We start from the raw sequence: 26236 nt of genomic DNA, 5'->3' as shown, positions 1-26236 counted from the left end.
ACGCACAGGGAGGCGATGATGCGCAAGAAGCTTCTGACCGTCTGTGTTCTCGCCCTGGTTCTGCTGCTTCCGGCCTTGGGCTTGGCCCAATACAAAAAACCTTCGGATGTCATCCGCACCGACGCGGGAGACGTCGCCATCACCTTTCTGGGCCACGGCACCCTGATGCTTGAGTGGCAGGGCAAGATCATCCACCTCGACCCCTGGTCCGCACAGGCGGACTATTCGAGCCTGCCCAAGGCCGATCTGGTCCTCGTCACCCACGAACACCGCGACCATCTGGACACGGGCGCCATCGAGGCCGTCCGCAAGGAGGGCACGCTCTTCGTCGCTTCTCTCAAGGCCTCCGGACCGCTCAGCGGTGCCGTAGTGCTCAAAAACGGCGACTCCAAGACCTTCCTCGGCATCCGCGTTGACGCTGTGCCCGCTTACAACCGCGAGCACATGCGCTCCCCTGGAGAGCCTTTTCACCCGCGCGGCGCTGGCAACGGCTATGTTCTTCACTTTGGCTCCACGCGCATCTACGTCGCGGGCGACACCGAGGTTGTTCCTGAGATGGCGGAACTCAAGGGCGTTGATGTGGCCTTCCTGCCTGTGAACCTGCCCTACACCATGACCATAGACATGCTGGTGGAGGCTGCGAAGCTGATCCAACCCAAGATTTTGTATCCCTACCACACCGGTGAGACTGACATGATTCAGGTGCAGGCCCGGCTCAAGGATATCCCCGGCGTCGAAACGCGCATCCGCCCCATGAAGTAGACCCGACCTGGCCGGGCTGTCCTGCCCGGCCTCACCACCGGAGGCCCCATGACCGTTGCCAGCGTCCCGTTGCCCTGGAAAGAACTCCCGGCGCCGGTACGTCGGTTGCTGCTTCATGGTTCTGTCGGGCGCGAGCATCTGTTGTCCGTGGCGCGCCAGCTGACCAGCCTTGCCGCCGTCGATGCCGCTTCCCGTGCGTCTTTGCTGTCTCTGTTTCAGGAGGTGCGCTTGGCGGCTTTTGCCGAAGCACCTCTTGATGGCTCCCTGGCCATGTTGCTGCTCGCTACGCAGGCTCCGGGCGGGCCGACCCTCCCGCAGCCCCTTGCCGATGTCCTGAAGGCCTTGGCGCACTTCTGGGCCCCCCCCGCGCAGGATGATGCGTGGTGGAACTCCGCTAACTTCGACGAGCGCCGCAACCTAACGCTTCAGGGCCTTGAAGCGGAGCCGAAGAATCTGTTCTGGAAATTCTCCGCCTGGAATTTGGCTTGGCCGCAGGCGGATTGGGCCCTTGTAGACGCATTGCTGGCCGAGGGCGCTTGGCCGCGCACTCTGGCCCCTGTGCGTCAGCGTTTCGCGGCCCATGCCCTCCTGGCAAGGGGGGACGTCTACGGCGCTTTGGCCAGCCTCAACGCCTCCGCTCTGGCGTCCTTTGTGGACGACACGGGCCCGCGCGCAGAGTGCCTGCTTGTTATGGGCCGCGCTGACGACGCCCGGCAGGTGTTGCGGCAGAGCCTGACGCGTTCTCCCTGGCGCGTGAGCCAGTGGCTGCGCCTGCACGACCTGGAACGCGGACTGCATCAGGCCCTTGCACCTTTGCCTGGCCCCGTCGCCATTCTGCTCTACACATGGAACAAGGCCCGTGAGCTGGAGGAGACCCTGGCCTCCCTGGCCGCCTCCGATCTGACACTGGGTAATGGCGAAGCCCGCGTATGGGTGCTGGACAACGGCAGCACGGACGATACTCCGAGCGTGTTGGCGCAGTGGCGTGATCGTCTTGGTGAGCGACTCACTGTGCTGCGCCTGCCTGTAAACGTGGGCGCGCCGGCCGCACGCAACTGGCTGCTGTCGCTTCCCGAAGTGCGCCGCTGCCCGTATCTGGTTTTTTTGGATGATGACGTGACCTTGCCCCCAGACTGGCTGCTGCGCTTGGGCGCCGGGCTGGCCGCATGCCCGGAGGCCTCGGTTTGGGGCTGCCGGGTGGTGGACGAGGCCAATCCGCTGGTGGCCCAGAGCGTAGACCTGACCCCGGCCCCATCCACTGACCAGCCTCTGGCGCTGTCCTCCTTGCATCAAGGCCAGCCGGACCTGGGCCAGTTCTGCTACTTGCGGCCTTGCGTCAGCGTTACGGGCTGTTGCCACCTGTTGCGCGAGGCGGACCTCGACAAGACCGGCGGCTTCGACATTCGTTTTTCTCCCTCGCAGTATGACGACCTTGAGCGCGACCTGCGCCTGGGGCTGGCGGGCGGCTTCGCCGCCTATCAGGGGCACTTGTCCGTGCGGCATAAACGTCGCAGCGGTGCTGCTGCGGAACGCACGGCCGCTGATCTTGGCAACGCGACCGCCAACACGCACAAGCTCATCACCAAACACTCGGCAGACGATTTGCTGCGTGTGCGTGAGCAGGGCGAGGCTATTCTGGAACGAGACCTGTTGCTGAAGATGGAGCGTTTGGGCGGGCTTGTCTTCAAGGCTTAAGCGCTGGGCGGATTGGGCCCAGAGGGTCCGGACTGCGGGGAGATGTTCAGGCGTCCTTCCAGCAGAGTCATGAGCTTAATCTGATCTTCCACGCCATTGAGCCGGAACGATAGGCCAAGGTGGTAGCTTGTGTCTTGCGCCCTGCGCACACGCCGAACCTCGGCTTGAAGTGGCAGGTGAATTGATCCCGCAGCATCGGAGAGCACGAGGCTCAGCAGGGTTGAGGTGGGCAGGGGGGCATCGGAACTGCAGGAAAGCCCGCCAAAGCTGATGTCTAGGGCGTTGGCTTCTAACTTGTCTTGTTGTTCTGTCACCATGCGCAAGGGCAGGGGGGTGTTCAACGAATAACGCCTATGGTTGCGCTTGTGGTCGTGGAACCGCCGCACGCAGTTGCGCAGTTCCTTGGCCTGATACAGCGCGAGGTCTGCGCATTGCACGAGCCCAGCCATGTCCATGGCGTCTTTTGGAAAAACTGCCAGTCCTATGCTTACTGTGATGACGCCCACATCTTGTCCCGCGTAGTGCATGCGGTGGCGCTCCATGGATTCGCGGATGCGCTCGGCAACAATCATTGCCTCGTCACAGTTCGTTTGTGGTAGGATAATGGCGAACTCCTCGCCGCCGTAGCGCACCACCCGGTCATACAGCCGGGCAGTGTCGATAAGGATGCGCGCCACGTCGCACAGGGCCTGGTCTCCTGCCAGATGTCCATGGGTGTCGTTAAATGTCTTGAAATGATCGAGGTCGAGCATGAGCAGGGAGAATACCTGCCCAAAGCGCCGGAACCGCTCCATCTCGCGGGGGAGTTCTTGGTTGAAGGACCGTCTGTTGAGAAGTCCTGTGAGATCGTCACGGAAAGCGCATTCTTCCTTTTGCTGAAGCAGTCGCACTTCCACCAGGACAGGGTCTCGCACCAATGGCTGGATGTTGGCAAAGTAATCGCTGGTGGCGGTGATGAGGCTGACGTTGCGCTTCAGTTGCACGCTCATATTACTCTGGTGCTCAAGTATGGCAAATAGGCTTTCGCGCGCCTTCTTTGGCGGCAATTCCAACCGGGTGAGGCAATACAGAGCCTCGGAGTATACCTCCTGGCCACATTCATAGCTCAAGGCTTCCCACTGCTCCGGCGCTATCGGCGTCTGGGAGGAGCGTTGCAGGATTTTCTTGAGGCCTACACAGCAATTTCCTAAAGGTCGGTATGGGACATTCATCGTCGCCACCCTTTTTTAGCACAGTTGCGGAGGTAACGTTCTACGTAGTCAGTAGTCTCGGTTCAGGGCTGTGTCAACGCGATACGTGATCTTGACCTAAACGTTGCCCAGGTGCAGGGTGTTAATGACTATTGGCTGGCTTGCGGCAGAACTGGAGGATACGCCATGGTTGAGATGTTTCGTAACGACGATTCGGCGTTGCGCGCCCGTGTGGAGCGCGTTCGGCAAGAACGGGTGGCCCTTGGGTTGTCTGGCCTTGTGGGCGGACTAGAAATCGTCATGGTCTCTGTAGAGCCTGATCGCCTCAAGGGTGCGGCATCTGAATTTTTGAACACCACGGGCTATGACTTTGCAACCTCCCTGCAGTTCGATGACGGGCAGGGGTGTGTGTTGTCCATGCCAGGCTCTGCGGACTTTCTCTTTCGCACACGCACCAGCGGCACCCAGCCCTTTGCCGGGGAACCCCTTGGACCCAAGTCCGCACACCTGCCTGGAACAAGGGTTGAGGCCATGGTCTTTGCCTGTCGAGACCTGGAACGCTTCGTAGCTATTCAGAAAAAACGCGGCGTGCGCTTTCTCACTGAGGATATCGTCCGCTCCGACGCCTCGCTGTTCATTCAGACTGTTCCATCGGCCTACAGCGCCCTGTCGTTCGGATTTGTGCAGTGGTTGCATGGTGAGCGCCGCCACGTGTCCAGCTTGGTGCGCGCAGGCGGGTGGTGCCTGCGCAAGCCAGAGTACTTTCACCTGAAGGATATCGGGGTATTCGACCACGCCTCGGTGCGCGTGCGGGCGAAGGACCGTGACGACGCCATTGTCGAGTTCCTGGAGTTGACTGATTATGAATTCGCCATGGCGGTGTACGTCGACAATTTGAATTCCATCACCAATGTGGCGCGTCTGGCGAATGAGCCATACGCCATGGTCATCACCTCCGGTCTAGGCGATGCTGCAGCAGGAGAGGAAGGCCCCACCGAGAAGTTCATCCAGAACTACGGGCGGCGCATCCACCATCTGGCGTTCCGCACCGAGAGCATTGAGAACACCTTTGCCAGCCTCAAGGCTCAAGGCATGGAGTTTCTTCTGGAGCTCGTCGGGTCGCGGGAGGATGGGCTCAAGCAGACCTTCAGCCGACCCTCGGCACAGACGCTCATCGTCAATGAATACATTCAGCGGTATGAGGGTTTTGACGGATTCTTCACCAAGAGCAACGTGACGCTGCTCACCGAGGCCACGGCCAAGCAATAGCCTTGACAGATTGCTTGGCTGGGGATAGGCTGCATGTATGAGCACTCGTTCAGATGATCTCGGACAGTTTGACGTCTGCGAAAAGACGTGCATCCATCACGAGCGTGTAGCGCAGGTCCAAGGGGCGTTGCTGGATGACGACGCGGCGGCAGATCTGGCCGAAATCTTCAGCCTCCTGGGTGATCGGACCCGCGTGAGAATACTGCATGCCCTGACCCTTGGGGAGTTGTGCGTTTGCGACATTGCGGCGGCACTGAATATCACTTCTTCGGCCATTTCGCATCAGCTCCGGCTGTTGCGCACGGCAAAACTGGTAAAGGCGCGCAAAGAGGGCAAGAACGTGTTTTATTCGCTGGATGACAGCCATGTGCACAGCCTGATTGCCCAAGGGCTGCAACATATTTTGGAATAGCCCCCCCCTTTTTTTTGTCGCATTCAGTGAATAGTTGCTCACACGTTTGAATGAATGGAAGGAGCTGGAATGATACCTCAGATTCTACAAGATTTTATGTTGGAGTGTTGGTCCGTACTGTGCGAGGCCGCCCCTTTCGTCCTTTTTGGTTTTTTCGTCGCAGGTCTGCTCAAGGCCCTGTTGCCAGACACTTGGTTGTCGCGGCATTTGGGGGGGCGCGGTCCGCTTTCGGTACTCAAGGCGGCGCTCATTGGAGTGCCGCTGCCCTTGTGCTCATGCGGAGTTGTTCCAACGGCTTTGGGTTTGCGCCGCCAGGGGGCAGGGCCGGGAGCCACAACGGCTTTCATGATCTCCACACCTGAGACGGGGGTTGATTCTCTGGCCATAACTTGGGCCATGATCGACCCGATGATGACAGTGCTGCGGCCTGTGTCCGCGTTTCTTACTGCCACGGTGGCCGGGCTTGCGGCAAATCTATTGCCGGTGCGCATGGTTCCGGCCATTTCTGCTGGTTCTGCGGCAGCCGGAGGATGCTGTGGCGGTTCGTGCGGGACTGCTGCTTGCGGTGTCGCCGACTTCAGCCATGTGCGACCCGGCTTGTTTCAGCGTCTGCGCGGCGGTCTTGGCGACGCCTTTGGCGAAATGCTGGCCGATGTCGGCGGCTGGCTGCTCATTGGCATTCTCGTCGCCGGGGCCATCTCGCTGCTTGTGCCTCCGGATTTCTTCCTGGGCGTTCTCGGCGGCGAGTTCACGTCCATGCTGGCCATGCTTCTTGTGGGCATCCCCATGTACGTGTGCGCGTCCAGTTCAACACCCATCGCTGCCTCACTGATATTGAAGGGGCTATCGCCCGGCGCGGCTCTTGTGTTCCTGCTCTCCGGCCCGGCCACCAATGCGACAACCATCACGGTTATGACCCGCAGTTTCGGCCCTGCCATAACGGCGGTATACGTGGCGTCCATCGCCGTGTGCTCACTGTTTTTCGGATTCCTGGCAAACCGCATCTACACAGCCCTTGGGTTCGATCTCCACGCGGTGCTTGGCGCTGTTACCGAGACGTTGCCGCACTGGGTTGGTGTTGTCTCCGCTCTTCTGTTGCTGGCGCTCATCTTTCGAGCATTTTTTGAGCAACGTCGCAGGGGGCATGGTCACGCGACCGGTCTTGCGGCTCAGGGCTGATTGCTGTAGCCAAAGACAACGAGCAATCAACGGAGGCAGGCGCACGGCATGAGCATGAAGGGCGGGTCCACCCGCAAACTGGAGTTCCAGGATTCGGGGCTGGCCAACAAGCTCTTTGGCCCCCAGGGAGCCAACTTGGCGCTGCTTACGGAAAAGAGCGGAGTGGTCATCGAAACCAGGGGGGCGGCTTGCACCCTCACGGGGGAGCCTGACCTCGTTGAAGTGTGCGCCAGTGTGCTGACGCAGCTCTACGGGTTGTTTCGCGAGGGCAGGCAGGTGCATCCGCAGGACGTGGACTGCGCCTGGCGCATTCTGCTCCGCGAACCCGGCTCGGACATTCGCCGCATCTTTCAGGACACGGTCTACGTGGCCTCGCCCAAGAAAACCATCGCGCCCAAGACCATCAGCCAGCGCGACTACCTTGAGGCCATCCGCCAGAACGATCTCGTGTTCGGCATCGGCCCCGCAGGCACGGGCAAGACGTATCTCGCCGTGGCCCTGGCCGTCTCCTCCCTCATGCGGCGCGAGGTGAAACGCATCGTGCTGGCCCGGCCCGCAGTGGAGGCTGGCGAGAAGCTGGGCTTCCTGCCCGGCGACCTGGCCGAGAAGGTCAACCCCTACTTGCGCCCCCTGTACGACGCCTTGCACGACATGCTGGACTTCGCCCGCGTGCAGGACATGCTGGAAACCGGCGTCATCGAGGTGGCCCCTTTGGCCTTCATGCGCGGCCGCACCCTGAACGACGCCTTTGTCATCCTTGACGAGGCCCAGAACACCACCCCCGAGCAGATGAAGATGTTCCTCACGCGGCTGGGCTTCGGCTCGCGCTGCGTGGTCACCGGCGATGTGACCCAGATAGACCTGCCCAGCCACACCCGTTCTGGCCTGGTGGAGGCGCACAGGATTTTGCAAGGCGTGCAGGGTATCCGATTCGTGGCTTTCCACGAGGAGGACGTCATCCGCCATCCGCTGGTTGGGCGCATCGTGCATGCCTACGAACGCAGCCAGCGCGAGGCCAAGGGCGAGACCAAGCCCGGCGCCGTGTCCGAAGCGCAGCCAGAAGACAAGCCCGCGCCTAAGGCGGCAGCGAAATCCGGGGCCAAGAAATGATCCGCGCCTCCGGGATCACCCTGGACTTCATCACCCCGCCCGCCACCCTGGATCCGCGCTTCCCCCTGGCCCGGCGCGAGGTGCTCGCCCTGGTGGACACGCTGCTTCTGGTGTTGGGCCTTCGCGGCTGCCGCCTGTCCCTCACTCTTGTGGATGATGCGGGCGTGGCCGCCCTCAACGCCAAGTTTCTGGGGTGCAAGGGGCCGACAAACATCCTGAGCTTCCCCGAAGGCGACCCGGATCGGCCGGAGGAGCTGGGCGCGCTGTTTCTGTCCGTGGAGACTCTGGCGCGCGAGGCGTTCCTGTACGGCCAGGATCCGCAGGAGCATCTTGCGCGCCTGCTCGCCCACGGCATCCTGCACCTGGCCGGGCATGACCACGGCGTGGAGATGGACACCCTGACGAATCTCGCAGTGTCCTGCGCCTGCTCGCCGGAGCTTTACGTGGATCTGTGACCGGGCGATTGGGCCGGTTTCCGCTCTGCCTCTTTACATCCTCCGCCCCGTTGGGCAAAATACAAAGTTCGCACCAATATCGCACCAATCGCCCCCAGGCGGTTCCCGTGAGGAGAAACAGCCATGCCCAGACATTTTCTGAATATTCTGGACCTGACCAAGGACGAGGCGCACGCAGTGCTTCATCGGTCCAAGGCCCTCAAAGACGGCAAGGTCCGCACCACGATGCTTGACGGCAAGACCGTCATCCTCATTTTTGAGAAAGCTTCCACGCGCACCCGCGTGTCCTTTGAGGTCGCCGTGCGCCACCTCGGCGGCCAGACTGTGTTTTTGACTCCCCACGAATCACAGCTGGGCCGCAATGAACCCCTGAAGGACACGGCCCGCGTGCTCTCGCGCTATGCCGACGCCCTTGTGGTGCGAACCTTCGGGCAGGAGAAGCTGGAGACCCTGGTGGAGTGGGGCAGCATTCCGGTGGTCAACGCGCTTACCGACGAGCACCACCCCTGCCAGGTCATGAGCGATGTGCTGACCATGTATGAGCGCACGCCGGAGCTGTGCGCCCTCAAGGTGGGCTGGATAGGCGATGGCAACAACATGGCCCATTCCTGGATCGAGGCCGCAGCGCAATTCGGCTTCGAGCTGACCCTGGCCTGTCCCTCCGGTTATACCCCGGATCTGGGCATTCTGGCCAAGGCCAGAGGGCTTGGCGCGCGCATCGTTCTTACCGAGGATCCGATGCTGGCCGCCAAGGGCGCGGACTACCTGAACACTGATGTCTGGGCCTCTATGGGCCAGGAGGCCGAACAGCTGCGCCGCGAGGCTGCCTTTGAAGGCTATCAGCTGAACGACAGCCTCATGTCCCTGGCCAAGCCCGGCTGCAAGGTCATGCATTGCCTGCCCGCCCACCGGGGCGAGGAGATCTCCGACGAGGTCTTCGAAGCCAATGCCGACATGATTTTCGACGAGGCTGAGAACCGCCTGCACATGCAGAAGGCCATTCTTGAATGGGTCTTCGAGGCCCTGTAACCATATTTTCGCAAGCAAGGGAGCACGACGCATGAGTTCCATCAAGAAAGTTGTTCTGGCCTATTCCGGTGGTCTGGACACCTCCATCATCCTCAAGTGGATCAAGAACACCTATGATTGCGAGGTCGTCACCTTCACCGCCGACCTGGGCCAGGGCGAGGAGTTGGACGGCGTTGAGGCCAAGGCGCTGGCCACCGGCGCAACCAAGGCCTACGTCGAGGACATCCGCGAGGAGTACGCCCGTGACTTCGTGTTCCCCATGCTGCGTGCCGCCGCTTTGTATGAAGGCCGCTATCTGCTGGGCACGGCCATCGCCCGGCCGCTCATCGCCAAGCGCATGTGCGAGATCGCCGAGGCCGAAGGCGCTCAGGCTGTGGCTCACGGCGCCACCGGCAAAGGCAACGATCAGGTGCGTTTCGAGCTCACCGCCATGGCTCTTTCCCCCAAGCTCAAGACCATCGCCCCCTGGCGCGACTGGGACATGAAGTCACGCACGGATCTCATCGCCTACGCCGAGAAGCACGGCATCCCGGTCCCCGTCAGCCAGGCCAAGCCCTGGAGCCAGGACGCCAACCTGCTGCACGTGAGCTTCGAGGGCGGCGAGCTTGAAGATCCCTGGAACGCCCCGGCCAACGGATGTCATCGCTACTGCGTGCCTGTTGAGGAAGCGCCGGACAAGGCTGAGGAGATCACCTTGGACTTCGAGGCCGGCAATGCCGTGGCCCTCAATGGCAAGCCCCTTTCTCCCGCGCAGATGGTGCTGACACTGAACGAGATCGCCGGACGCCACGGCATTGGCCGGGTGGATATGGTCGAGAATCGTTTCGTGGGCATGAAGTCCCGCGGCGTGTACGAGACACCGGGCGGCACTGTCCTGCACATCGCCAAGCGCGACCTGGAAGGCCTGTGCCTGGACCGCGAGGTCATGCACCTGCGCGACTCGCTTATTCCTCGCTATGCCGAAATGGTTTACTACGGCTATTGGTTCGCGCCAGAGCGCGAGGCCCTGCAAGCCCTGGTGGACAAGACCCAGGAGAAGGTCACCGGCACTGTGCGCGTAAAACTCTACAAGGGCAACGCCATTCCGGTGGGCCGTAAGTCGCCGTTTTCTCTCTACCGCATGGACCTCGCCACCTTTGAGGAAGATGTTGTCTATAATCAGGCCGACGCCGCGGGCTTCATCAAGCTTGTGGGCCTGCGCTTGAAAGGCCGCATGGCTGGCAAGTAAAGAGAATCAGGGGACGCTGTCCCTTGCACCCCTGCAAGGGGGGACACGCCCCCCTTGACCCCGTGTACCGCCTGATTCGCGCGGCCTTTGCCGCGTGAATCAGGCGGCATGGGGGTTCCAAGGGGAATCATTCCCCTTGGCGGAGGGGGCCTGGGGGAGGCGGAGCCTCACCCGGTGCAACATCAGCGCAAGGACGACACCATGACCAAGAAAATGTGGGGCGGACGCTTTGCCGAGGCTGCGACGGCCTCGGTTGAGCAGTACACCCAGTCGGAGAGCTTTGACCGCGCCCTGTACCGCGAGGACATAACGGGTTCCAAGGCCCATGCGCGCATGCTGGGGGCGACGGGCATCATCAGCCCGGAAGAGGCCGAGGTGCTTGTGCGCGGCCTGGAGCAGGTTTTGGGAGAGATAGAGTCGGGCGTGTTCGTCTGGAAGCGTGAGCTGGAAGACGTTCATATGAACATCGAGCGTCGGCTGACGGAGATCGTTGGTCCGGTGGGCGGCAAGCTGCACACTGCTCGCAGCCGCAACGACCAGGTGGGCCTGGACTTCCGTCTGCACGTCAGCGTCCGGCTGGATGTTTGGAGCCAGGAATTGGCACGGCTGGTGGATGTGCTGGCGAATCGCGGAGAGGAGCATGCGAACACGCTGCTGCCTGGTTGCACGCACCTGCAGCCGGCACAACCCGTGAGCCTGGCCCAGCATCTGCTGGCCTATGCGCAGATGTTCAGAAGGGATCATGAACGTTTGACCGACTGCCTGAAGCGTGTGCGCGTGTCGCCCCTCGGCGCAGCTGCGCTGGCGGGAACGACGCATCCCATCAATCCTGCGCTGGTGGCCGAGGCCGTGGGCTTCCCCGCCACCTTCGCCAACAGCATGGACGCGGTGAGCGATCGTGACTTCGCCCTCGAGGCGCTTTTCTGCGGCAGCGTCATCATGATGCATTTGAGCCGCTTCTGTGAGGAGATCATTCTCTGGGCCAACCCGAATTTCGGGTATGTGAAGCTGCCGGACGCCTATTCCACCGGTTCGAGCATCATGCCGCAGAAGAAGAATCCGGACGTGTGCGAACTTATGCGCGGCAAGACTGGCCGCGTGTACGGCGCGCTGACTACGCTTTTGACCATCATGAAGGGCCTGCCCCTGACCTACAACCGCGACATGCAGGAGGACAAGGAGCCGTTCTTCGACGCGGACCGCACTGTGTCCGCCTCGGTGTCCATCATGGCCGACATGCTTGCCGTGCTGGAATTTCAGCCGGAGAACATGCGCCGCGCCCTGGACAAAGGCTTTTTGAACGCCACGGAGCTGGCTGATTATCTGGCCGCCAAGGGATTGCCTTTCCGCGATGCGCACCATGCCACCGGCGCGGCGGTAGCCCTGGCTGAGAGGAAGGGCGTTCGCCTGGAAGACCTGAGCCTAGAGGAGCTGCGCGGCTTTTCTGAACTTGTCGAGCAGGACGTTTTCGCCGTTCTTGAGCATGAAGCCGCAGTGCGCAGACGCGCACTTTCCGGGGGTACCGGTCCTGGCCCTGTGGCTGCCCAATTGACGAATCTTCGTTCCTGGCTGGCTGGCCTGCGCTGAACATTATTCGTTTTGCCGATGGGATCCAGGGGGGGGCGCTGTATGGCGTCCTCCCCTTTTTTCTAGGAAATCCATGTGCATTTTGGAACATGGGTTGCGTTTTCCTGGGATAATGACCTAATGAGTTGCACCGTAGAGTCACAGCCATCCGCTCCCGGAGGGAAACAATGACGACGTACACAGTGTACAAGGAACAGCTGCCTGGGCTGTTTGAGAAATGGAGCCAGCAGCATGCGCTCCATGTTCCGGCAAAGCTGCGCGAAGGTTTTTACGATCTGGTGCCCTGGAAAAAGGGCCTGGAGATCGCCTGGGACTTCGACGTTGCTTACAATTCGCCCAAGCGCTTTCTTTTGCCTCCGCGCGAAACGCTCATCACCTTCAATCTCAAGACCTGCGAGGCAGCGCCAGTGTTCGAGGCCCCTCCGCAGATCCTTTTCGGCGTGCACCCGTACGACGTCAAAGCTATCAATCAATTGGACCAGTTGCTTGAGTCCGGCGCGCCAGATCAGAATTACGTTCGCCGTCGCGCTGCCACGGTGATCATGGCCTTTGAACCGCTCACGGTTTCGCCTGCGGCCTTTTGGGCCACTGTGGGGGCAGCTACGGCGGCCCACGGCTACGATCTTTACTGGACCAAGATCGGTCCCGCTGCTTTCACTGTGGAGGTCGGGTCGGTGCGTGGCGAGGAACTCCTTGCCATGGGCGGTCCTCTCCTGCTTTCCACTGCTGGCGACAAGGAAGGCGCGCGCCGCGCCAAGGCGCGCATTCTGTTCAAGGCCCGCAGAAGCGGTCTGCGTTACAACTGGGAGGAAACCCCGCGCCTGCTGGCCAAGTGCTGGGATTCTCCGCTTTGGCGTCGCTACTCACAGATGTGCCTGGCCTGCGGCTCGTGCAATCTGGTGTGCCCCACCTGCTATTGCTTCGACATCCGCGAGGAGGCTGACGACCTGCTTGAAGAGGGCATCCGCTATCGCGAGTGGGACGGCTGCATGCTGGAGAGCTTCGCCAAGGTTGCGGGCAACCACAACTTCCGGCCCAAGGCTCAGGATCGTTACCGCCACCGGTACTTCCGCAAGGGCAAATACATTTACGACAAGATCGGGGAGCTTGGCTGCGTGGGCTGCGGGCGCTGCGTGCGCGCCTGCACCGCTGGCATCGCCAACCCCCTCAAGGTCTTTAACGAGCTTTGGGAGGAGACCGTGCATGAACACTAAACTCTTCTCGCCGTATGTGCCGCGTCCGGTTACGCTGGTGGAGAAAACCCAGCTATCCGACTTCGTCACCCGCTTCACCTTCGAGCAGGACAACGGCAAGCCGCTGGCGCACAAGCCAGGCCAGTTCGTGAACCTGTCCGTTTACGGCATCGGCGAGGCACCGTTCTCCATCAGCTCGCCTCCGCGGCGCACGCACAACACCTTCGAGATCGCCGTGCGGCGCATCGGCGCTGTGACAGGCGCCCTGCACGCCCTTGAGCCTGGCGCTAAGGTGGGTCTGCGCGGCCCTTACGGCAGCTCGTTTCCGGTTATGAAGTTCGTGGGCAAGGACGTGCTCATCGTGGCTGGCGGCCTGGGGTACATCCCTTTGCGCTCGCTCCTTTTTTATCAGTTGCGCCACCGCGACGAGTTTGGCCGCATGGTGCTCATGGTGGGTACGCGCGAGCCCAAGGAGCGCATTTTCGTCGACGAGATCGCCGACCTCGCCAAAAGCGGCGACATTGAGGTGCTGGAGACGGTAGACATGCCGGACGACACCTGGAAGGGCAATGTGGGTGTCATAACGACGCTTCTGCCTAAGGCCGAGCTTGATCCTGGCAACACATTTGTGGCCATGGTCGGTCCCCCGATCATGTACCGCTTCGTCATAGCCGAATGCCGCAAAAAGGGCATCGCCTCGGACCAGATCTTCGTCTCCCTTGAGCGAAAGATGAAGTGCGGCCTGGGCAAGTGCGGCCACTGCCAGATCAACGAGCTCAACACCTGCATCGACGGCCCCGTGTTCTGCTACACGGACATCGAGGCCTACCAGGAAGCCATCTAGCCGCGGCCGGAGGGGACAGTCATGGCAAAACCAAGAATAGCCTTCTTCGACTTCGCCGGATGCGAGGGCGACCAGCTTCAGATAGCCAACCTGGAGGAGCGCCTGCTCGATATCCTGGGGCACGTTGAGGTGGTGAGCTTCCGCGAGGTGGCCACCGGCCACTCCGACGACTACGACGTGGCCTTCATCGAAGGCTCCATCACCAGGCCGGAGGACGAGATACGCCTGAAGGAGATCCGCAAAAACGCCAAGGTGCTTGTGGCCCTGGGCGCCTGCGCGGCCATTGGCGGCATCAACTGCCTCAAGAACTTCCTGGCCGAGAACGTGTACCGGGAGGAAGTCTACGGCAACAGCGCCCGCTGGTTCAGCACATACGCCGCCCGCCCGCTCAAAAGCGTGGTCACTGTGGACGCCGAGATTCCCGGCTGTCCCATCGACCCCGCTGAGTTCGCTCGCATCACCAAGGAGCTGCTCCTGGGCCGCACGCCCTGGATACCGGACTTCCCGGTGTGCGTGGAGTGCAAGCAGGCGGGCAACGTTTGCCGTTACGAGATGGGCCGCATGTGCCTGGGTATCATCACCCGAGCGGGCTGCAAGGCGGCCTGCGTGAGCCAGGGCGCCCACTGCTGGGGCTGCCGCGGCCTTGTTCCCGGCGCCAATCTCGACGCAGCGCGCATCGTCATGGACCGGCCCGGCACCAGCCGCAAGGCCATTCAGGATCTTCTGCGTTTTTTCCTGGGCGACACGGGCGCGGCCCTGTAGCATCGACGTCAGCCACCGGCCCGGCAACGGGACGAGGAGAGGATAGACCATGGCCAAGACACCTGCAAAGACCGCCACAGCAAAGCCGAAGAAGGCCAAGTCTCCGGCTACGCCCGTGTCCGTGCCCGAGAACGTGCCAGGACCCAAGAAGGTCCGCGTCCATTACCTCACACGCGTGGAGGGCCACGGCAATATAGTGGTGGACGTGGAGGCCGACGGCACCGTTTCCACCTGTCGCTGGGAGGTTCCCGAGGCTCCGCGCTTTTTCGAGGCCATGCTTGTGGGGCGCGACTACACCGACGTGCACCACATCGTGTCGCGCATCTGCGGCATCTGCGCCATCGGCCACCAGCTTGCCAGCCTGCAGGCCACCGAGGACGCGCTCAACATCAACGTGAGCGAGCAGACGCACCTTTTGCGCCGCCTGGCCCTGCATGCCGAGAACCTGCAAAGTCATCTGCTGCACATCGCCTATCTGGTGCTGCCGGACCTCATGGGCGTGGACTCCATCCTGCCCCTGGCTCAGACACATAAAGAAGCCGTGCTCAAGTTCATCGGCGCGCGACGTGTCTCGAACGAGTTTAGCCGCCTCATCTGCGGCCGCACCACGCATCCCCAGCGCATGACTCCGGGCGGCTTCACCATGTTCCCCTCCACCGAGGACCTGGTCACCCTGCGTGGCATGCTTGTGGATACTTTGCCCAATCTTGACTTCGCTGTGGACTTCTTCGCCGGGCTCATGGACAAGTTCCCCAAGTTCGAGCGCGAAACCGAGTACGTGGCTCTTGTCTCCCCATCGGAATACGCCATGTACTGGGGCGAGATCGGCTCCAGCCGCGACGAACGCAGGCCGGTGCGGCAGTACCGCAACGTCACCCGTGAATACATCATCCCCACCTCCACCGCCAAGTGGACCAAGAATCAAGGCGAGTCATACATGGTGGGCGCCCTGGCGCGCTTCAACCTCAACGCCGACTTCCTCATGCCGCGCGCCAAGGCTGCAGCCAAGAAGCTTGGCCTCAAGAAGGGCGAGACCAATCCCTTCCTGATCACCATCGCCCAGCTGGTTGAGTGCGTGCATACTGTGGAGGAGGCCATCACCCAGGTTGACGAGCTGCTCATCCGCGGCATCCGCGAAGAGGCTCCGGCCCGGCCAAGCATCTCTGCCGGGCGCGGCGCGGGCGCGGTGGAAGTGCCGCGCGGCATCCTGTTTCATTTCTACGAATACGACGATAATGGCCGCATCTTTCAAGCCGATTGCGTCATCCCCACCAATCAGAACCATGCCAACATCCAGCGGGATTTGGACGCGCTTGTGCCACAGCTTTCTGGCCTGTCCGAGAAGGAGCTGGAGCTGAAGCTGTCCATGCTGGTGCGTGCGTATGACCCCTGCATCAGCTGCTCCACGCACTGCATCGATGCGCGCGGTCTGGACGACGGAGCTCGGAGTCTGGTGCGGTTCAATAGGAAGTAATGGATGGCATTCCTCCCCCGGAGGAATGCCCCCCTCTAGCCCTCTGGCAAACGTGGTGACCGGTTCGAGCAGTAGTTCGAACCGGTCGCCACGTTTTTGGTGGTCATGTCGCCGAGACCTCAAGAATGCTGTTGCTTTGTTTTATGAGGATGCTAATATTCACCATGGTCTTTTTTAGGTGCCTGGTCCTGGCGACGTTTTTGGTGGTGATGCATGCGTCTTTTGCTCATTGCCTGATCTTGCAAAGATAAAATGCTGTTGTTTCCGTGATGCCACGTGAAAACAGTTAGTTTATTTGCTGTGTTGATAAGATCAGTATATTTTGTTCTTGTTGGTTTATATGCCTGTGATTTATGTGTCTTGCTTGATTTTATTAACCTGTTATTGTTTAGTGTTGAGTTGCTGCTGCATACTCTTGTTAAGTTTTTGGGCTGGTCTGTAGGATCGAGTATGTCATGGTCAATACAACCGAAAGGAGACTAAAATGAAAATGGGCACAACATTATTTTCTACTTTGGTCATGCTGGCTGTGCTGCTTGGTTTTGGATCTGCGCAGGCCGCAGAAACAAAGGTAGAGCACTTCCTGGGTAAAGACTATTCTCTGCTCAAGGCTAGGGATAAAGACGGCAACATAATGAAGTGGCGCAATCCAAAGTTTGATCCGAAAAAATACAACAAGATATTAGTGGACGATGTTGTCTTGTGGCCCACTGTGCAGTCGATGAATGAGCGCACTGGCGTAGAGAAGGAAGACCTCGTGGTGATCCAAAAGTATTTTCGTGATGTTCTTGTGAAGGCCTTGAAGGACATCGAGTTCCCCCTCACGGAAACGCCTGGCCCCAAGACGATCCGCGTTCAGGCGGCCATCACCGATGTGACGCCGAGCTACCCTGTTGGCAACGCCATCACCTCAATCGTACCTGTTGGCATCCTCTTGTCGTATGGCAAGAAGGCGGTTACCGGGAAGCACACTGCTGTCGGCCAGTGCTCTGTTGAGGTGCGTTTTGTTGATGCCGTCACCAATGAGCCGCTTGCCTTGTTTGCGGGCAAAAAGGCTGGTGATAAGTACGACTCTGCGGGCTACGAGAGTCAGGGCGTTACCAAGCAGGCCATGGAACAGTGGGCCTTGCAGAGGGAGAAGGCCATTCTTGACGCTTGGGGCGCCAAGGCCAAGTAAAGTTGCCCCAACTCTGTTCGTGGGGTATGTGATGGTAACGTAGCGCACAGTATAGCACTGCGCCAGTAGACACGACAAAATTACGACCACCGGTCGCTTTCGGACCACCGTTAGCGGCCGGTGGATGCTTTAATCTTAATGTGTTCATCTTCTCTGAGCAGTTCAGCCAGCATTTGAGATGGGCCTGTACCAGGAGGATTCATGCCGCGAAAATGTAATGCCCCATGCCGCAAGGTGGTTCTCTCCACTCTGATGGCGCTGCTGCTCACGGCTCTTGTCCCTGGCTTGGCCTTCTCGCAGAATTCGTCGGACTCCACGACTTCGGCAGGAATTGAAAGCCCCGTGAAAGGCATGCTGGACAGTCGCTGGGTCGGTGACTTGGACACGTTGACGCCCAAGCGCATGTTGCGTGTTCTTGTGACATACAGCCGCACAAATTTCTTCATGGACGGCGCGGCGCCAAGCGGCGTAACGGCAATGGTGTTCCAGGACTTTGAGCTTTGGCTCAATAAGCGCCTTAATACCGGAAAGTATCCCGTGAGCATTGTGTTTATCCCGGTTCGCCGCGACGAACTGCTGCCTGCCCTGATAAGCGGTCGGGGGGACATTGCTGCGGCAAGCCTCACCGTCACTGAGGCGCGCGACGCAGTGGTGGACTTCTCTAATCCTATCTCATCCACAGTGAAGGAGGTCGTGGTTCAGGGCAATCAATCGCCACACTTGAAGTCACTGGATGACCTGTCCGGCAAGCGCGTGTATGTGCGCCGTTCAAGCAGCTACTATGAGAGCCTGTTGGGCTTGAGCAAGCGCCTGGCTGCTGCTGGGCGAAAGCCAGTGATTATTGAAGAAGCAGACGAGCATCTTGAGTCTGAGGACATCCTGGAACTGATTGGGGCCGGTGTGGTGGATTACACCGTTGTGGACGATTATCGCGCCAAGCTCTGGGCGCAGGTCATTCCGAACCTCAAGGTCCGTGAAGACCTTGTCCTGGCTGCAGATAGAAGCGTCGCCTGGGCCGTGCGTTCGAACAGTCCGCAGTTGAGCAAGGTTCTGAATGACTTTCTTACAGAGTACAAGGCGTTAGGGTCCGTAGGTCATCTTGTGGGCAAATATTTTGGCAAGGCAGGCTATCTGCGCAATCCGACCACCAGTCAAGAGTTGAAGCGCTTCAACAAGTCCGTGAAGCACTTCAGGAAGTACGCAGAAACCTACTCGCTGGATTATCTGCTTATCGCCGCGCAGGCCTACCAGGAGTCGAGGCTTAACCAGGCAGCACGAAGCTCACGCGGGGCCGTTGGCGTTATGCAGATCATGCCCAGCACGGCAGCGGGCTCGCCCATCAACCTGCCACGTGTTCACGAGTTGGAGACGAACATCCATGCTGGGGTGAAGTATCACAGGCATCTTATTAACACCTATTTTGACGATGCGAACGTTGAGCCGCTTGATCGCATGCTTTTCGCCTTTGCCGCCTACAACGCCGGGCCTGGAAATATGGCCCGCATGCGCCGCACCGCAGACGAGATGGGCCTGGACAACAACAGGTGGTTCGGCAATGTCGAGATCGCTGCCGGCAAGGTTACCGGAATCGAAACGGTCCGCTACGTGTCGAACATCTATAAGTATTATGTGGCGTACAAGCTGACCGCCCAGCGTGAGCTGGAACGCAAGAGCCACAAGGCGCGGGGAATTTCAGGCAATGGCCGTGCTGAGTTGAAGGCTAAAAAATGAGGTTGTCTCCCCCTCTGCTGCTCATGGCCAAGGGTCGGTTCCGCCTTTTGCAGTGGGGGGTCGCCCTAGTGGCGCTGCTGCTCGCGCTCCTTTTTGGGGCGATGGCTCGAGAGTTGGGTTCACGCGCTGAACGCAACGGCTTGCTGCTGACCCTGCAGGCGATGGAGGCGCGGCTGGCCCTGGTGTCCAGCTCGATGGCCGAGGCCGTTTTCCTTTCGCGTCATGGCGTGAATCCTTCTGTGCAACCTCTGACGCGAGTCTCGCTGGAGCGGCTTTTCAGGCCCATTGTCGGGCGGCTCCGGTTCATCGACTCCGCTGTCGTCACACGTGGCTCCGATGTATTGCTCTATTTACGAAAGAGCCAGGATCGCGTGGAGTCTCTGCCGCCTAGCCGCGCCGCGTTTGCTGTAGGCATGGTGCAGCCCTTGAGTGCGGGCCCTGTGCTGAGCCCTGCCACCGATGAAGGGCTCTTGGCGCCCCAGGGCTTCGACGTAAGGGGGAGAAGCGGGGGAGACCTTGTCTGGTCCAGCACGCCGGCAGGGGCGGAGCCTGGGCAGGTGTTCGCCAGCTTGCGGCTGCCTGATGACAATGGGCGACCTTTGGTTGTCTCTTTTGGCATAGAGCTTTCAAGCTTGGATTCTCCGTTTACCGCATTGGCTGGCAGGGAGGCGGGAGTCACCATTTTCGGATATGGCGACAAGGTCGTGGGGTCGCTGGACCAGCAGGGTTTTCATCCGGCGCGAGATGGCGTGTTGGACGCCGCCGCCGGGGCAATGGCCGAGGCTTTCGCCAGGTCCGGGAACAGCTATCTTGAGGTCGTCGAGTTCAGTTGGAAGGGCGAGCGGTGGCGCGGAGTTTTTGACAAGCTCACCCTTATTGACCGTGCATCGTTCATTGGCTTTGCTGTGCCCCGCGGCAAGGCGCAGGCAGGCATTGGGAGCGGCGCAAATCTGCTTTGGGGGCTTGCCGCCGTTTGTCTCGCCGCTGGCGCGGTCGGCTTATGGCTTGTGTCGCTTCTCAGGAAACGCTTGCGCTCGGGACTGCTCACCATTGGATTGGATCGCCAACTTTCAGCGGATGATGTCTATGCGTTTCTTCGCGCTGGCGAGCGCGAGGACATTGAATTCAAGTCAACGTTGCGCACAAATCTTTACTCTGGCAAGTCCGACAAACGCATTGAACTGGCATGTCTCAAGACCATCGCCGCTTTCTTGAATTCCAAGGGAGGAGTGCTGCTGGTGGGAGTAGAGGACACGGGCGCGGTGCTTGGCACCGAGGCCGACGGCTTCCCGAGCAAAGACCGCCTGCTTCTGCATTTTGTCAATTTGTTCAACCAGCACATCGGGGCTGAATATGCCCGGTTTGTCTCCGCCCAGGCTGTGACTATTGAGGAAAATGTGGTTCTGGCCATCACGTGCCAGAAGGCGGAAACCCCGGTCATCGTCACAAACGGCGAAGAAGAGCACTATTACGTGCGCGTCGGACCCGCGACAGGCGAGCTGAAGATGAGCCAGGTGGTGGCTTTGCTGCGAAAGTAGGCCCACGTCCTCCCTGTTCGCCGCCAGCCCTTTGCGATGTGGCGCCGCCTGCGGGTTACTCTTCGCCAGGCCCTTCCTGGGCCAGCTTCATGTTCTTGGCGTAGGTGGCGGCGTTTGTCCCCGCAACGCAGCCCTCGCCCACGGCCTTCGCCATTTGCAGTGGCGCGCCGCAGATGTCCCCCGCGGCGTATACGCCTGGAACGTTGGTGGCCTGTTTCTTGTCGGTCTCAATATATTTCATGGATTCATCAAGCATGAGTCCAAGGGACGAGGCCAGCTCCAGCACGCCCTTGGCCCCGAGTTCGATGAACACTCCGGCCACGGGCAGGTTCGTGCCATCGGAAAGCTCCAGGCCGGTGACCTGCGATTCGCCGTGGATAGCCTTGATCTTGACGCCTTCGTGCAGGATGGCACCGCTTGTGGCTAGCTTGGCCTGGAGCACGGGAGATACATCAAGGGTTTCCGCTACAATATGCACGCTCTTGGCGAGGTGGAGCAGGGTGAGCGCACCGCCCGCTGCGGCGCTCTGTCCGCCGACAACGGCCACGTCCTCGTCTCGGAAGAAGCCGCCATCACAATCCACACAGTAGGACACGCCGCGTCCAAGGAATTCCTTTTCGCCTGGGACGCCAAGCTTGTTGCGCGTTGTGCCGGTGGCTATGATCAGCGTCCGAGCCAGCAGGAGCGTTCCGCTCTCGGTTTCGATTTCAAAGAGTCTTCCCGCAGGTGTGAGGCGAAGGGCGTCTTCCTCAAGAACTTCTGTACCGAAGCTCTTGGCCTGAGTCAGGCCGGTGGTGAGCATATCCTCGCCGCTGGTTTTGAACATGCCGAGGAAATTCTCAACGTGCGCCCAGAACAGGCTGCTCTTGTTGAGGCGTCCCAGCATGAGCACGCTTGTCTTCTTGCGAGAGGCGTGAATTGCTGCCTGTATGCCTGCGGGGCCGCACCCCAGAATCACCACGTCGTATACTTGCTTCTGGTCCATGAGGTTCCCCTGGCTGGCTGGAGGTTCGGTCAGGCGACGGAGTTAAGCACCCGCAAGCCTGTGGGCAAGGTCTGTCGAGATTTGTCGCCTGAACAGGGCAAGCTTCTCGTCGCGGGGAAGGGTGTCGAAGAGGGTGTCCAGGTAGGCGCGTTCCTTGAGCAGGCGGCAGGATGTGCGGAAGTTCAGGTCGTAGAGCCACCCTATGGTCATCAGTTTGAAATCGTTGACGTAGACGATTGTCCGGTAGTCGCCTGGTTCCCGGCGTAGCAGGGCGTCCAGCACTGGGGCGGTGTACATTCTCGGCTCGTCGATGACGTTCATCGCAACCTCGGGATGTTCTGGATTCTCCTGCGAGAAATGGGCGATTATGACGCTGTAGATGTCCAGCTTGTCGCTGTCGCGGATGACCCTGGACACAGTTCTGAGATCTTCGGAAGCGAGGTGCGGCAAGGAGCGTTTGTTATGCAGAAAGGTGGCGCCCAGCACCAATCGGCGGATGTTGCCGGGCACATCGGCCAGGAGTTTCTCCCGCAGGGCGTGGGTGACGCTTAAGCCTGCGTGGTTTGCGGAATCGGGATCGCGGAAGGTGCGGAACTGACGGTATTGCGGGAAGCGCCCAACGTCGTGCATCAGCGCCGCCAAGCGCGCCGCCAGGGCCAAATGCTCTGGCAGGCCTTCATCTCTGGCTATGGTCTCAGAAATTGCTTGCACGCGCTTGGTGTGCGCGATTTTAAGTCGAAAGGCGAAGTCGTCGCCGGGATCGTTGAGGAATTGGCCAGCAAAGGTCTCGAAGCGCTCGGCCACAAGGCGCACAAGAGCTTCGCTCATCTGTCGATGGCCTTCTTTTTCAGTTTGTACATCTGCTGGGTGATGCGCCCGGAACGCAGGTCCGAGTCAAGCCGGGCGTGTTCGCGGCGTCGGGTTTCCTCGGCCTCACGCTCCATTTCCTTGTCGCGCCAAATGCCCTTGGGGCCGTAAAGCGCGCGCAGGAAAAGGCAGATGGCCGCAAGAATGACGAAAGAGAATGCGTAAGTGGCGAGACTGGTTTCCCAGTCGCCGCCGGCGCCGGAATGGAACGGCCAGCCCTTCCATTTCGCGGGCAGGTCGGACTGGGCTGAAAAGCTCAAGTAGGACATGAAGCGTATGCCTCCAGAATGTGTTGGGCCTGGGGGGAACCCGGCCTGGGGGGTACAGATACTTCGACTCGCCCCTTGTGGCAAGGGCGCACGCGAATGCCGTATGTGGAGCGATTGTTTCTTGCCGGAAGTTCAGATATGGATGGAGGCAAGGGAGAGACGCCATGCGCATACTCATCGCCGAAGATGACAGCACCAGCGCTCGCTACATGTCTGGACTTCTTTCCAGGTTTGGCGAATGTACGGTTGTCGGCGATGGAGATATGGCTCTTGCCGCCTACCGCCTTGCGGTGGATGAGGGCAGGCCCTACCAACTCATTTGCCTGGATATTATGATGCCGCGTAAGAACGGCCAGGAAGTACTTGAGGATATACGCAGCCAGGAGCAGGTTGCCGGAGTCCGATCCGGGCAGGGAATCAAGATAATAATGACCACGGCTTTGGGCGACATGCGTTCAGTCATGAGCGCTTATAAGGGCGGAGCAACCGCCTACATTACGAAACCTATTCTGACAGAACGTCTCTACGAGACAATTGGCAGCCTCGGCTTCGAGGTTTGAAAAGAGGATACAGGTTCATGAAAACGAAGATGAAGACCCTTTCCGCTATGCTTGCGCTGACGCTGGTGAGCGCCCTGCTTGCTGATGCGGCTTTGGCAAAGCGGGTGGGCGGCGGCGGTTCCTTTGGTGGCAAGAGCAGTTATTCCCGCAGCTACACCCCGGCCACTCCCAGTTCGCCTACCGGCCCGGCACAGACTGCGCCGGCCAGTCGTCCTATGAACCAGCAAGCCGCGCCGACCCCGCCGCCACAGGCTCCGGGCGGCATGTTTTCTCGTATGGGGTGGGGGCTTGGCGGTTTGGTCGCCGGCGGCCTGATCGGCTCAATGCTCTTTGGTGGCGGCGGTGGCTGGGGCGCTGGCGGCGGCATGGGCATGTTCGACATCCTGCTCATCGGGCTTGTCGCATTCTTGGCCTACAAGCTCTTCCGCCGCTGGTCTGACTCCAAGAAGGCCGCTGCTGCTTCGGGATCCATGTCGGCTCCCTCCGCTGGCTCCCACTCCGCAGATCCCCGCTCTCGTGCGGAAACAAGCTGGGGTCCTCTGCGCAACGATTCCGGCCAGGCTTCGACTGGCGGCTTTGGCGTAACCGCTGCAACAGACGCCCCGGCTGGGCCCATCGTGCCGCAGGGCTTTAATGTGCACGAGTTCCTGGAAGGTTCCAAAACAGTGTACGCGCGTCTTCAGCACTCCTGGGACCGTCGCGACCTGAATGACATCGCCCTGTTCACCACGCCGGAGGTTTTGGCCGAGATTCGCCGTCAGGCCGCCGCCGACCCCACCCCCTCCAAGACAGAGCTGCTGCTGGTCAACGCCCAGTTGCTGGAGTTCCGGGAAGAAAGTGTGGACACTGTGGTTACTGTGATGTTTGACGTTTTGATGCGTGAGGACGCAGGCGAGGAACGGCCCAAGCAGATCCGCGAGGTTTGGCACTTCTCACGCCCCACGGCTGACGTGAATGCCAACTGGCGTCTTGAGGGCATCCAGCAACTGGACAGTTAGCTCCATTTGCCATTCACATGAAACAGAAGCCCGGAATGTCCATTCCGGGCTTCTTTCTGCAAGGAGCATCCATGTTGAAGCTCAAGGACTGTTTCAAGGTCTACACAGCGGATCAGGATAAGGCGGCCTCCCCCGCTCAGACCGTGGCGTTGGTCAAAGCCCGGTTGGAGGAGAAATGTCCCGGCGTGCTGGAGGAGACCAAGCGTGTGGACACTGGTCGCTTAGGCATTCCAGTTTTTCTGAGCATCTGCGGACCGGAGGCCCGGGCCGTGATGCCCACCCGCAAGCAGATGGGCAAGGGCGCGAGCCCTGAACAGGCTGAGGCTTCGGCTCTGATGGAGCTTGTGGAGCGCTTCAGCTATTTCAGCTTCTGGGCCGATGAAACGAATTTCACCCTGGCCACCTGGTCTGAGGCTGAAGATCTTTTCGGGTCGCAGCTCATGGACATCGCCCAGATTTGTCAGTCTGTGGACGATGACCTTACCATTGAAGACGCCCGGCGGCTTATGGATTTGGTGCGCTGGCGCTTCTGTCCAGTTCTGAATGTGGCTACTGGAGAAACGTGTGTGGTGCCGCTGGACTGGTTCAAGACCCTGAACGAGTTTAACGGTTCCTCAGCCGGAAATACCCCTGAGGAGTCGATCCTTCAGGGTGGTTGTGAGCTGGTGGAACGCCATGTTTCGGCCCTTGTCGATCGTTCATCGCCAGAACTGCCCACTATCAACCAAGAAACGCTGACCGACCCGGTGTTGAAGGATTTGTGCCAGCGTTTTCGCAAGAACGGCGTGCTGCTGCTGCTGAAAGACATCAGCCTGGGCATGCCCGTGCCCACCGTGGCCGCGCTGGCCTTTGACCCCAAGACCTTTCCGGCCTTGAGCGAGATCGTCTATACGGCAGGCACCGCAGCCAACCCTGTCAAGGCGGCGGTGCGCGCAGTGACGGAGATCGCCCAGCTAGCGGGTGATTTTGAGACCGCGCGGGTGTACGAGGCCTCTGGCCTGCGCAAATTCACCGATCCGGCGCAGTTTGATTGGCTGCTCAAGGGGCCTGTGGTCGATTTGAACAGCCTGCCTTGCGTGGAGGATGCGAACATTCGTGTGGAGTTGTCCCGGCTGGCCGACGGTTTGCTGGCCCAAGGCTATACCCTGTATACGCTCGAGACCACGCGCGCCGATCTGGACGTGCCCGCCAACTACAACTTTGTGCCTGGGTTCGACTTTCGAGAGCGCACGCAAAATCGCAGTCTGGGGCTCTTTGTTGGCCGCAAGTTGGCCGAGGAGTCGGCCGACGACGAGGCGCTGGCCGGGCTTTCCATTTTGTCCGATGTAGCGCCGGACGTATACTATCTGCCTTTTTTCCAAGCTCTGCTGATGCTGCGCATGGGCGACATACATGGCGCGGCAGCGCTTTTCGCCAAGGCCGAGCCCGCCCAGCCAGGAGCAGGGGAGCGCGCCCTGTGTGCTTTCTATCAGGCCTATGCGCTGTCTCAGAATAACCGCTGGGAGTCGGCGATGCCGCACCTTGACCGAGCCATAGAGCTTGACGGCGAAGTGAAGGAGTATTTTAACCTGCGTGGGGTGGGCCGATTCAAGGCCGGTGAATACGAGCGGGCCAAGATCGATTTTCATGCCGTGCTGACTCTGGATAGCGGCTCCGCGCCAGATCTGGCCAACCTTGGCCTGTGCCACAAGTTTTTAGGTGAGCGCGAGGAAGCTCTGGAATACCTGGAGTCGGCCCTGAAGCTTGACGCAGGCCTTGACTACGCGCGCAAGCATTTGAAGGAATTGTGCGAAGGCGCCGGGGAATAAAAATCCTCCTCAAAGGCGGATATACTCCCAGACCGTATTGACCGGGAGCCAGAAATCAATTAGTCCCTCTCTGACGCGGATAGGCTTTTGCCATGTCTGCGGCAATTTTGGAAT

At 60.2% G+C, this 26236-nt stretch carries 24 protein-coding genes; 20 read left to right on the top strand and 4 right to left on the bottom strand.

Features of this window, described 5'->3' with window-relative positions:
* Positions 1-18: 18 nt before the first annotated feature.
* The gene (locus tag Q8O35_RS08105; RefSeq protein ID WP_305572137.1) at positions 19-762 is read left to right on the top strand and encodes an MBL fold metallo-hydrolase; all 744 of its coding nucleotides are present in this window, start codon (positions 19-21) and stop codon (positions 760-762) included.
* A gap of 48 nt (positions 763-810) precedes the next feature.
* Positions 811-2457, top strand: coding sequence for a glycosyltransferase (locus tag Q8O35_RS08100; protein ID WP_305572136.1), 1647 nt, complete (start codon positions 811-813; stop codon positions 2455-2457).
* Here Q8O35_RS08100 and Q8O35_RS08095 read toward each other — a convergent pair.
* Positions 2454-3446, bottom strand: coding sequence for a diguanylate cyclase (locus Q8O35_RS08095; protein ID WP_305572135.1), 993 nt, complete (start codon positions 3444-3446; stop codon positions 2454-2456). The genes Q8O35_RS08100 and Q8O35_RS08095 overlap by 4 nt on opposite strands.
* A 387-nt stretch (positions 3447-3833) precedes the next feature.
* Here Q8O35_RS08095 and Q8O35_RS08090 point away from each other — a divergent pair, with 387 nt between their 5' ends.
* From Q8O35_RS08090 to Q8O35_RS08020, 15 genes are all read left to right on the top strand, one after another.
* Positions 3834-4916, top strand: a complete 1083-nt coding sequence (locus Q8O35_RS08090; RefSeq protein WP_305572134.1) for a hypothetical protein — start codon at positions 3834-3836, stop codon at positions 4914-4916.
* A 37-nt stretch (positions 4917-4953) separates the two neighbouring features.
* Entirely contained in the window at positions 4954-5328 is a 375-nt protein-coding gene (locus tag Q8O35_RS08085) for a metalloregulator ArsR/SmtB family transcription factor (protein ID WP_305572133.1), read from the top strand.
* Positions 5329-5397: 69 nt separating this feature from the next.
* Positions 5398-6507 carry an SO_0444 family Cu/Zn efflux transporter gene (locus Q8O35_RS08080; RefSeq protein ID WP_305572132.1) on the top strand — a complete coding sequence of 370 codons (1110 nt, stop codon included), beginning with the start codon at positions 5398-5400 and terminating at the stop codon, positions 6505-6507.
* A gap of 48 nt (positions 6508-6555) precedes the next feature.
* A complete protein-coding gene (locus Q8O35_RS08075; protein WP_305572131.1) occupies positions 6556-7617 on the top strand; it encodes a PhoH family protein in 1062 nt (353 codons plus the stop codon).
* On the top strand, positions 7614-8072 hold the full coding sequence (gene ybeY / locus Q8O35_RS08070) for an rRNA maturation RNase YbeY (protein ID WP_305572130.1): 459 nt from the start codon (positions 7614-7616) through the stop codon (positions 8070-8072). Before Q8O35_RS08075 ends, ybeY begins: the two co-directional genes overlap by 4 nt.
* 123 nt (positions 8073-8195) lie before the next feature.
* Entirely contained in the window at positions 8196-9101 is a 906-nt protein-coding gene (argF, locus tag Q8O35_RS08065; protein ID WP_305572129.1) for an ornithine carbamoyltransferase, read from the top strand.
* 31 nt (positions 9102-9132) lie between these two features.
* Positions 9133-10329 (top strand): argininosuccinate synthase, encoded by a 1197-nt coding sequence (locus Q8O35_RS08060; RefSeq protein WP_305572128.1) that lies wholly within the window; start codon positions 9133-9135, stop codon positions 10327-10329.
* A 201-nt stretch (positions 10330-10530) separates the two neighbouring features.
* Complete coding sequence (argH, locus tag Q8O35_RS08055) at positions 10531-11916, top strand: argininosuccinate lyase (RefSeq protein ID WP_305572127.1); 1386 nt, start codon at positions 10531-10533, stop codon at positions 11914-11916.
* 167 nt (positions 11917-12083) lie between these two features.
* Entirely contained in the window at positions 12084-13130 is a 1047-nt protein-coding gene (locus Q8O35_RS08050) for a 4Fe-4S dicluster domain-containing protein (RefSeq protein WP_305572126.1), read from the top strand.
* Positions 13120-13953, top strand: coding sequence for an FAD/NAD(P)-binding protein (locus Q8O35_RS08045; protein ID WP_305572125.1), 834 nt, complete (start codon positions 13120-13122; stop codon positions 13951-13953). The genes Q8O35_RS08050 and Q8O35_RS08045 overlap by 11 nt, the downstream gene beginning before the upstream one ends.
* Positions 13954-13974: 21 nt before the next feature.
* Complete coding sequence (locus Q8O35_RS08040) at positions 13975-14715, top strand: hypothetical protein (RefSeq protein WP_305572124.1); 741 nt, start codon at positions 13975-13977, stop codon at positions 14713-14715.
* 49 nt (positions 14716-14764) lie between these two features.
* Positions 14765-16189: a Ni/Fe hydrogenase subunit alpha gene (locus Q8O35_RS08035; protein ID WP_305572123.1), complete on the top strand. Its 1425-nt coding sequence runs from the start codon at positions 14765-14767 to the stop codon at positions 16187-16189.
* 484 nt (positions 16190-16673) lie between these two features.
* Complete coding sequence (locus Q8O35_RS08030) at positions 16674-17366, top strand: DUF3313 domain-containing protein (RefSeq protein ID WP_305572122.1); 693 nt, start codon at positions 16674-16676, stop codon at positions 17364-17366.
* Positions 17367-17618: 252 nt separating this feature from the next.
* Positions 17619-19097 (top strand): transglycosylase SLT domain-containing protein, encoded by a 1479-nt coding sequence (locus Q8O35_RS08025; protein ID WP_305572121.1) that lies wholly within the window; start codon positions 17619-17621, stop codon positions 19095-19097.
* A 68-nt stretch (positions 19098-19165) separates the two neighbouring features.
* Positions 19166-20635 (top strand): helix-turn-helix domain-containing protein, encoded by a 1470-nt coding sequence (locus tag Q8O35_RS08020; RefSeq protein ID WP_305572120.1) that lies wholly within the window; start codon positions 19166-19168, stop codon positions 20633-20635.
* A 55-nt stretch (positions 20636-20690) separates the two neighbouring features.
* On the opposite strand, the gene Q8O35_RS08015 is transcribed toward Q8O35_RS08020, so the two are convergent.
* The 3 genes from Q8O35_RS08015 to Q8O35_RS08005 are packed head-to-tail and all read right to left on the bottom strand — an operon-like array spanning position 20691 to position 22756.
* A complete protein-coding gene (locus tag Q8O35_RS08015) occupies positions 20691-21620 on the bottom strand; it encodes an NAD(P)/FAD-dependent oxidoreductase (protein WP_305572119.1) in 930 nt (309 codons plus the stop codon).
* Between the two features lie 42 nt (positions 21621-21662).
* Complete coding sequence (locus Q8O35_RS08010; RefSeq protein WP_305572118.1) at positions 21663-22448, bottom strand: HD domain-containing protein; 786 nt, start codon at positions 22446-22448, stop codon at positions 21663-21665.
* On the bottom strand, positions 22445-22756 hold the full coding sequence (locus Q8O35_RS08005; protein ID WP_305572117.1) for an SHOCT domain-containing protein: 312 nt from the start codon (positions 22754-22756) through the stop codon (positions 22445-22447). Before Q8O35_RS08005 ends, Q8O35_RS08010 begins: the two co-directional genes overlap by 4 nt.
* Before the next feature lie 164 nt (positions 22757-22920).
* Between Q8O35_RS08005 and Q8O35_RS08000 the strand changes: the two genes are divergently transcribed.
* From Q8O35_RS08000 to Q8O35_RS07990, 3 genes are all read left to right on the top strand, one after another.
* A complete protein-coding gene (locus Q8O35_RS08000) occupies positions 22921-23316 on the top strand; it encodes a response regulator (protein ID WP_305572116.1) in 396 nt (131 codons plus the stop codon).
* Positions 23317-23333: 17 nt separating this feature from the next.
* The gene (locus tag Q8O35_RS07995) at positions 23334-24314 is read left to right on the top strand and encodes a Tim44 domain-containing protein (RefSeq protein ID WP_305572115.1); all 981 of its coding nucleotides are present in this window, start codon (positions 23334-23336) and stop codon (positions 24312-24314) included.
* 71 nt (positions 24315-24385) lie between these two features.
* The gene (locus Q8O35_RS07990) at positions 24386-26122 is read left to right on the top strand and encodes a YcaO-like family protein (RefSeq protein ID WP_305572114.1); all 1737 of its coding nucleotides are present in this window, start codon (positions 24386-24388) and stop codon (positions 26120-26122) included.
* Positions 26123-26236 lie beyond the last annotated feature (114 nt).

This window comes from Humidesulfovibrio sp., from assembly GCF_030689645.1.
Classification (GTDB): domain Bacteria; phylum Desulfobacterota; class Desulfovibrionia; order Desulfovibrionales; family Desulfovibrionaceae; genus Humidesulfovibrio.
Note: the sequence above shows the minus strand (reverse complement) of the source record. Positions and strands in the feature narration are given on the sequence as shown.

Bases quoted from the DNA above. Each gene is read 5' to 3' on its own strand.
- ybeY (WP_305572130.1), top strand. From the start codon at position 7,614: ATGATCCGCGCCTCCGGGATCACCCTGGACTTCATCACCCCGCCCGCC.
- argH (WP_305572127.1), top strand. From the start codon at position 10,531: ATGACCAAGAAAATGTGGGGCGGACGCTTTGCCGAGGCTGCGACGGCC.
- Q8O35_RS08025 (WP_305572121.1), top strand. From the start codon at position 17,619: ATGGCGCTGCTGCTCACGGCTCTTGTCCCTGGCTTGGCCTTCTCGCAG.
- Q8O35_RS08085 (WP_305572133.1), top strand. From the start codon at position 4,954: ATGAGCACTCGTTCAGATGATCTCGGACAGTTTGACGTCTGCGAAAAG.
- Q8O35_RS08030 (WP_305572122.1), top strand. From the start codon at position 16,674: ATGAAAATGGGCACAACATTATTTTCTACTTTGGTCATGCTGGCTGTG.
- Q8O35_RS08005 (WP_305572117.1), bottom strand. From the start codon at position 22,756: ATGTCCTACTTGAGCTTTTCAGCCCAGTCCGACCTGCCCGCGAAATGG.
- Q8O35_RS08060 (WP_305572128.1), top strand. From the start codon at position 9,133: ATGAGTTCCATCAAGAAAGTTGTTCTGGCCTATTCCGGTGGTCTGGAC.
- Q8O35_RS08075 (WP_305572131.1), top strand. From the start codon at position 6,556: ATGAGCATGAAGGGCGGGTCCACCCGCAAACTGGAGTTCCAGGATTCG.
- Q8O35_RS08015 (WP_305572119.1), bottom strand. From the start codon at position 21,620: ATGGACCAGAAGCAAGTATACGACGTGGTGATTCTGGGGTGCGGCCCC.
- Q8O35_RS08050 (WP_305572126.1), top strand. From the start codon at position 12,084: ATGACGACGTACACAGTGTACAAGGAACAGCTGCCTGGGCTGTTTGAG.
- Q8O35_RS08100 (WP_305572136.1), top strand. From the start codon at position 811: ATGACCGTTGCCAGCGTCCCGTTGCCCTGGAAAGAACTCCCGGCGCCG.
- Q8O35_RS08090 (WP_305572134.1), top strand. From the start codon at position 3,834: ATGGTTGAGATGTTTCGTAACGACGATTCGGCGTTGCGCGCCCGTGTG.
- Q8O35_RS08035 (WP_305572123.1), top strand. From the start codon at position 14,765: ATGGCCAAGACACCTGCAAAGACCGCCACAGCAAAGCCGAAGAAGGCC.
- Q8O35_RS07995 (WP_305572115.1), top strand. From the start codon at position 23,334: ATGAAAACGAAGATGAAGACCCTTTCCGCTATGCTTGCGCTGACGCTG.
- Q8O35_RS08105 (WP_305572137.1), top strand. From the start codon at position 19: ATGCGCAAGAAGCTTCTGACCGTCTGTGTTCTCGCCCTGGTTCTGCTG.
- Q8O35_RS07990 (WP_305572114.1), top strand. From the start codon at position 24,386: ATGTTGAAGCTCAAGGACTGTTTCAAGGTCTACACAGCGGATCAGGAT.
- Q8O35_RS08045 (WP_305572125.1), top strand. From the start codon at position 13,120: ATGAACACTAAACTCTTCTCGCCGTATGTGCCGCGTCCGGTTACGCTG.
- Q8O35_RS08000 (WP_305572116.1), top strand. From the start codon at position 22,921: ATGCGCATACTCATCGCCGAAGATGACAGCACCAGCGCTCGCTACATG.
- argF (WP_305572129.1), top strand. From the start codon at position 8,196: ATGCCCAGACATTTTCTGAATATTCTGGACCTGACCAAGGACGAGGCG.
- Q8O35_RS08010 (WP_305572118.1), bottom strand. From the start codon at position 22,448: ATGAGCGAAGCTCTTGTGCGCCTTGTGGCCGAGCGCTTCGAGACCTTT.
- Q8O35_RS08080 (WP_305572132.1), top strand. From the start codon at position 5,398: ATGATACCTCAGATTCTACAAGATTTTATGTTGGAGTGTTGGTCCGTA.
- Q8O35_RS08040 (WP_305572124.1), top strand. From the start codon at position 13,975: ATGGCAAAACCAAGAATAGCCTTCTTCGACTTCGCCGGATGCGAGGGC.
- Q8O35_RS08095 (WP_305572135.1), bottom strand. From the start codon at position 3,446: ATGAGCGTGCAACTGAAGCGCAACGTCAGCCTCATCACCGCCACCAGC.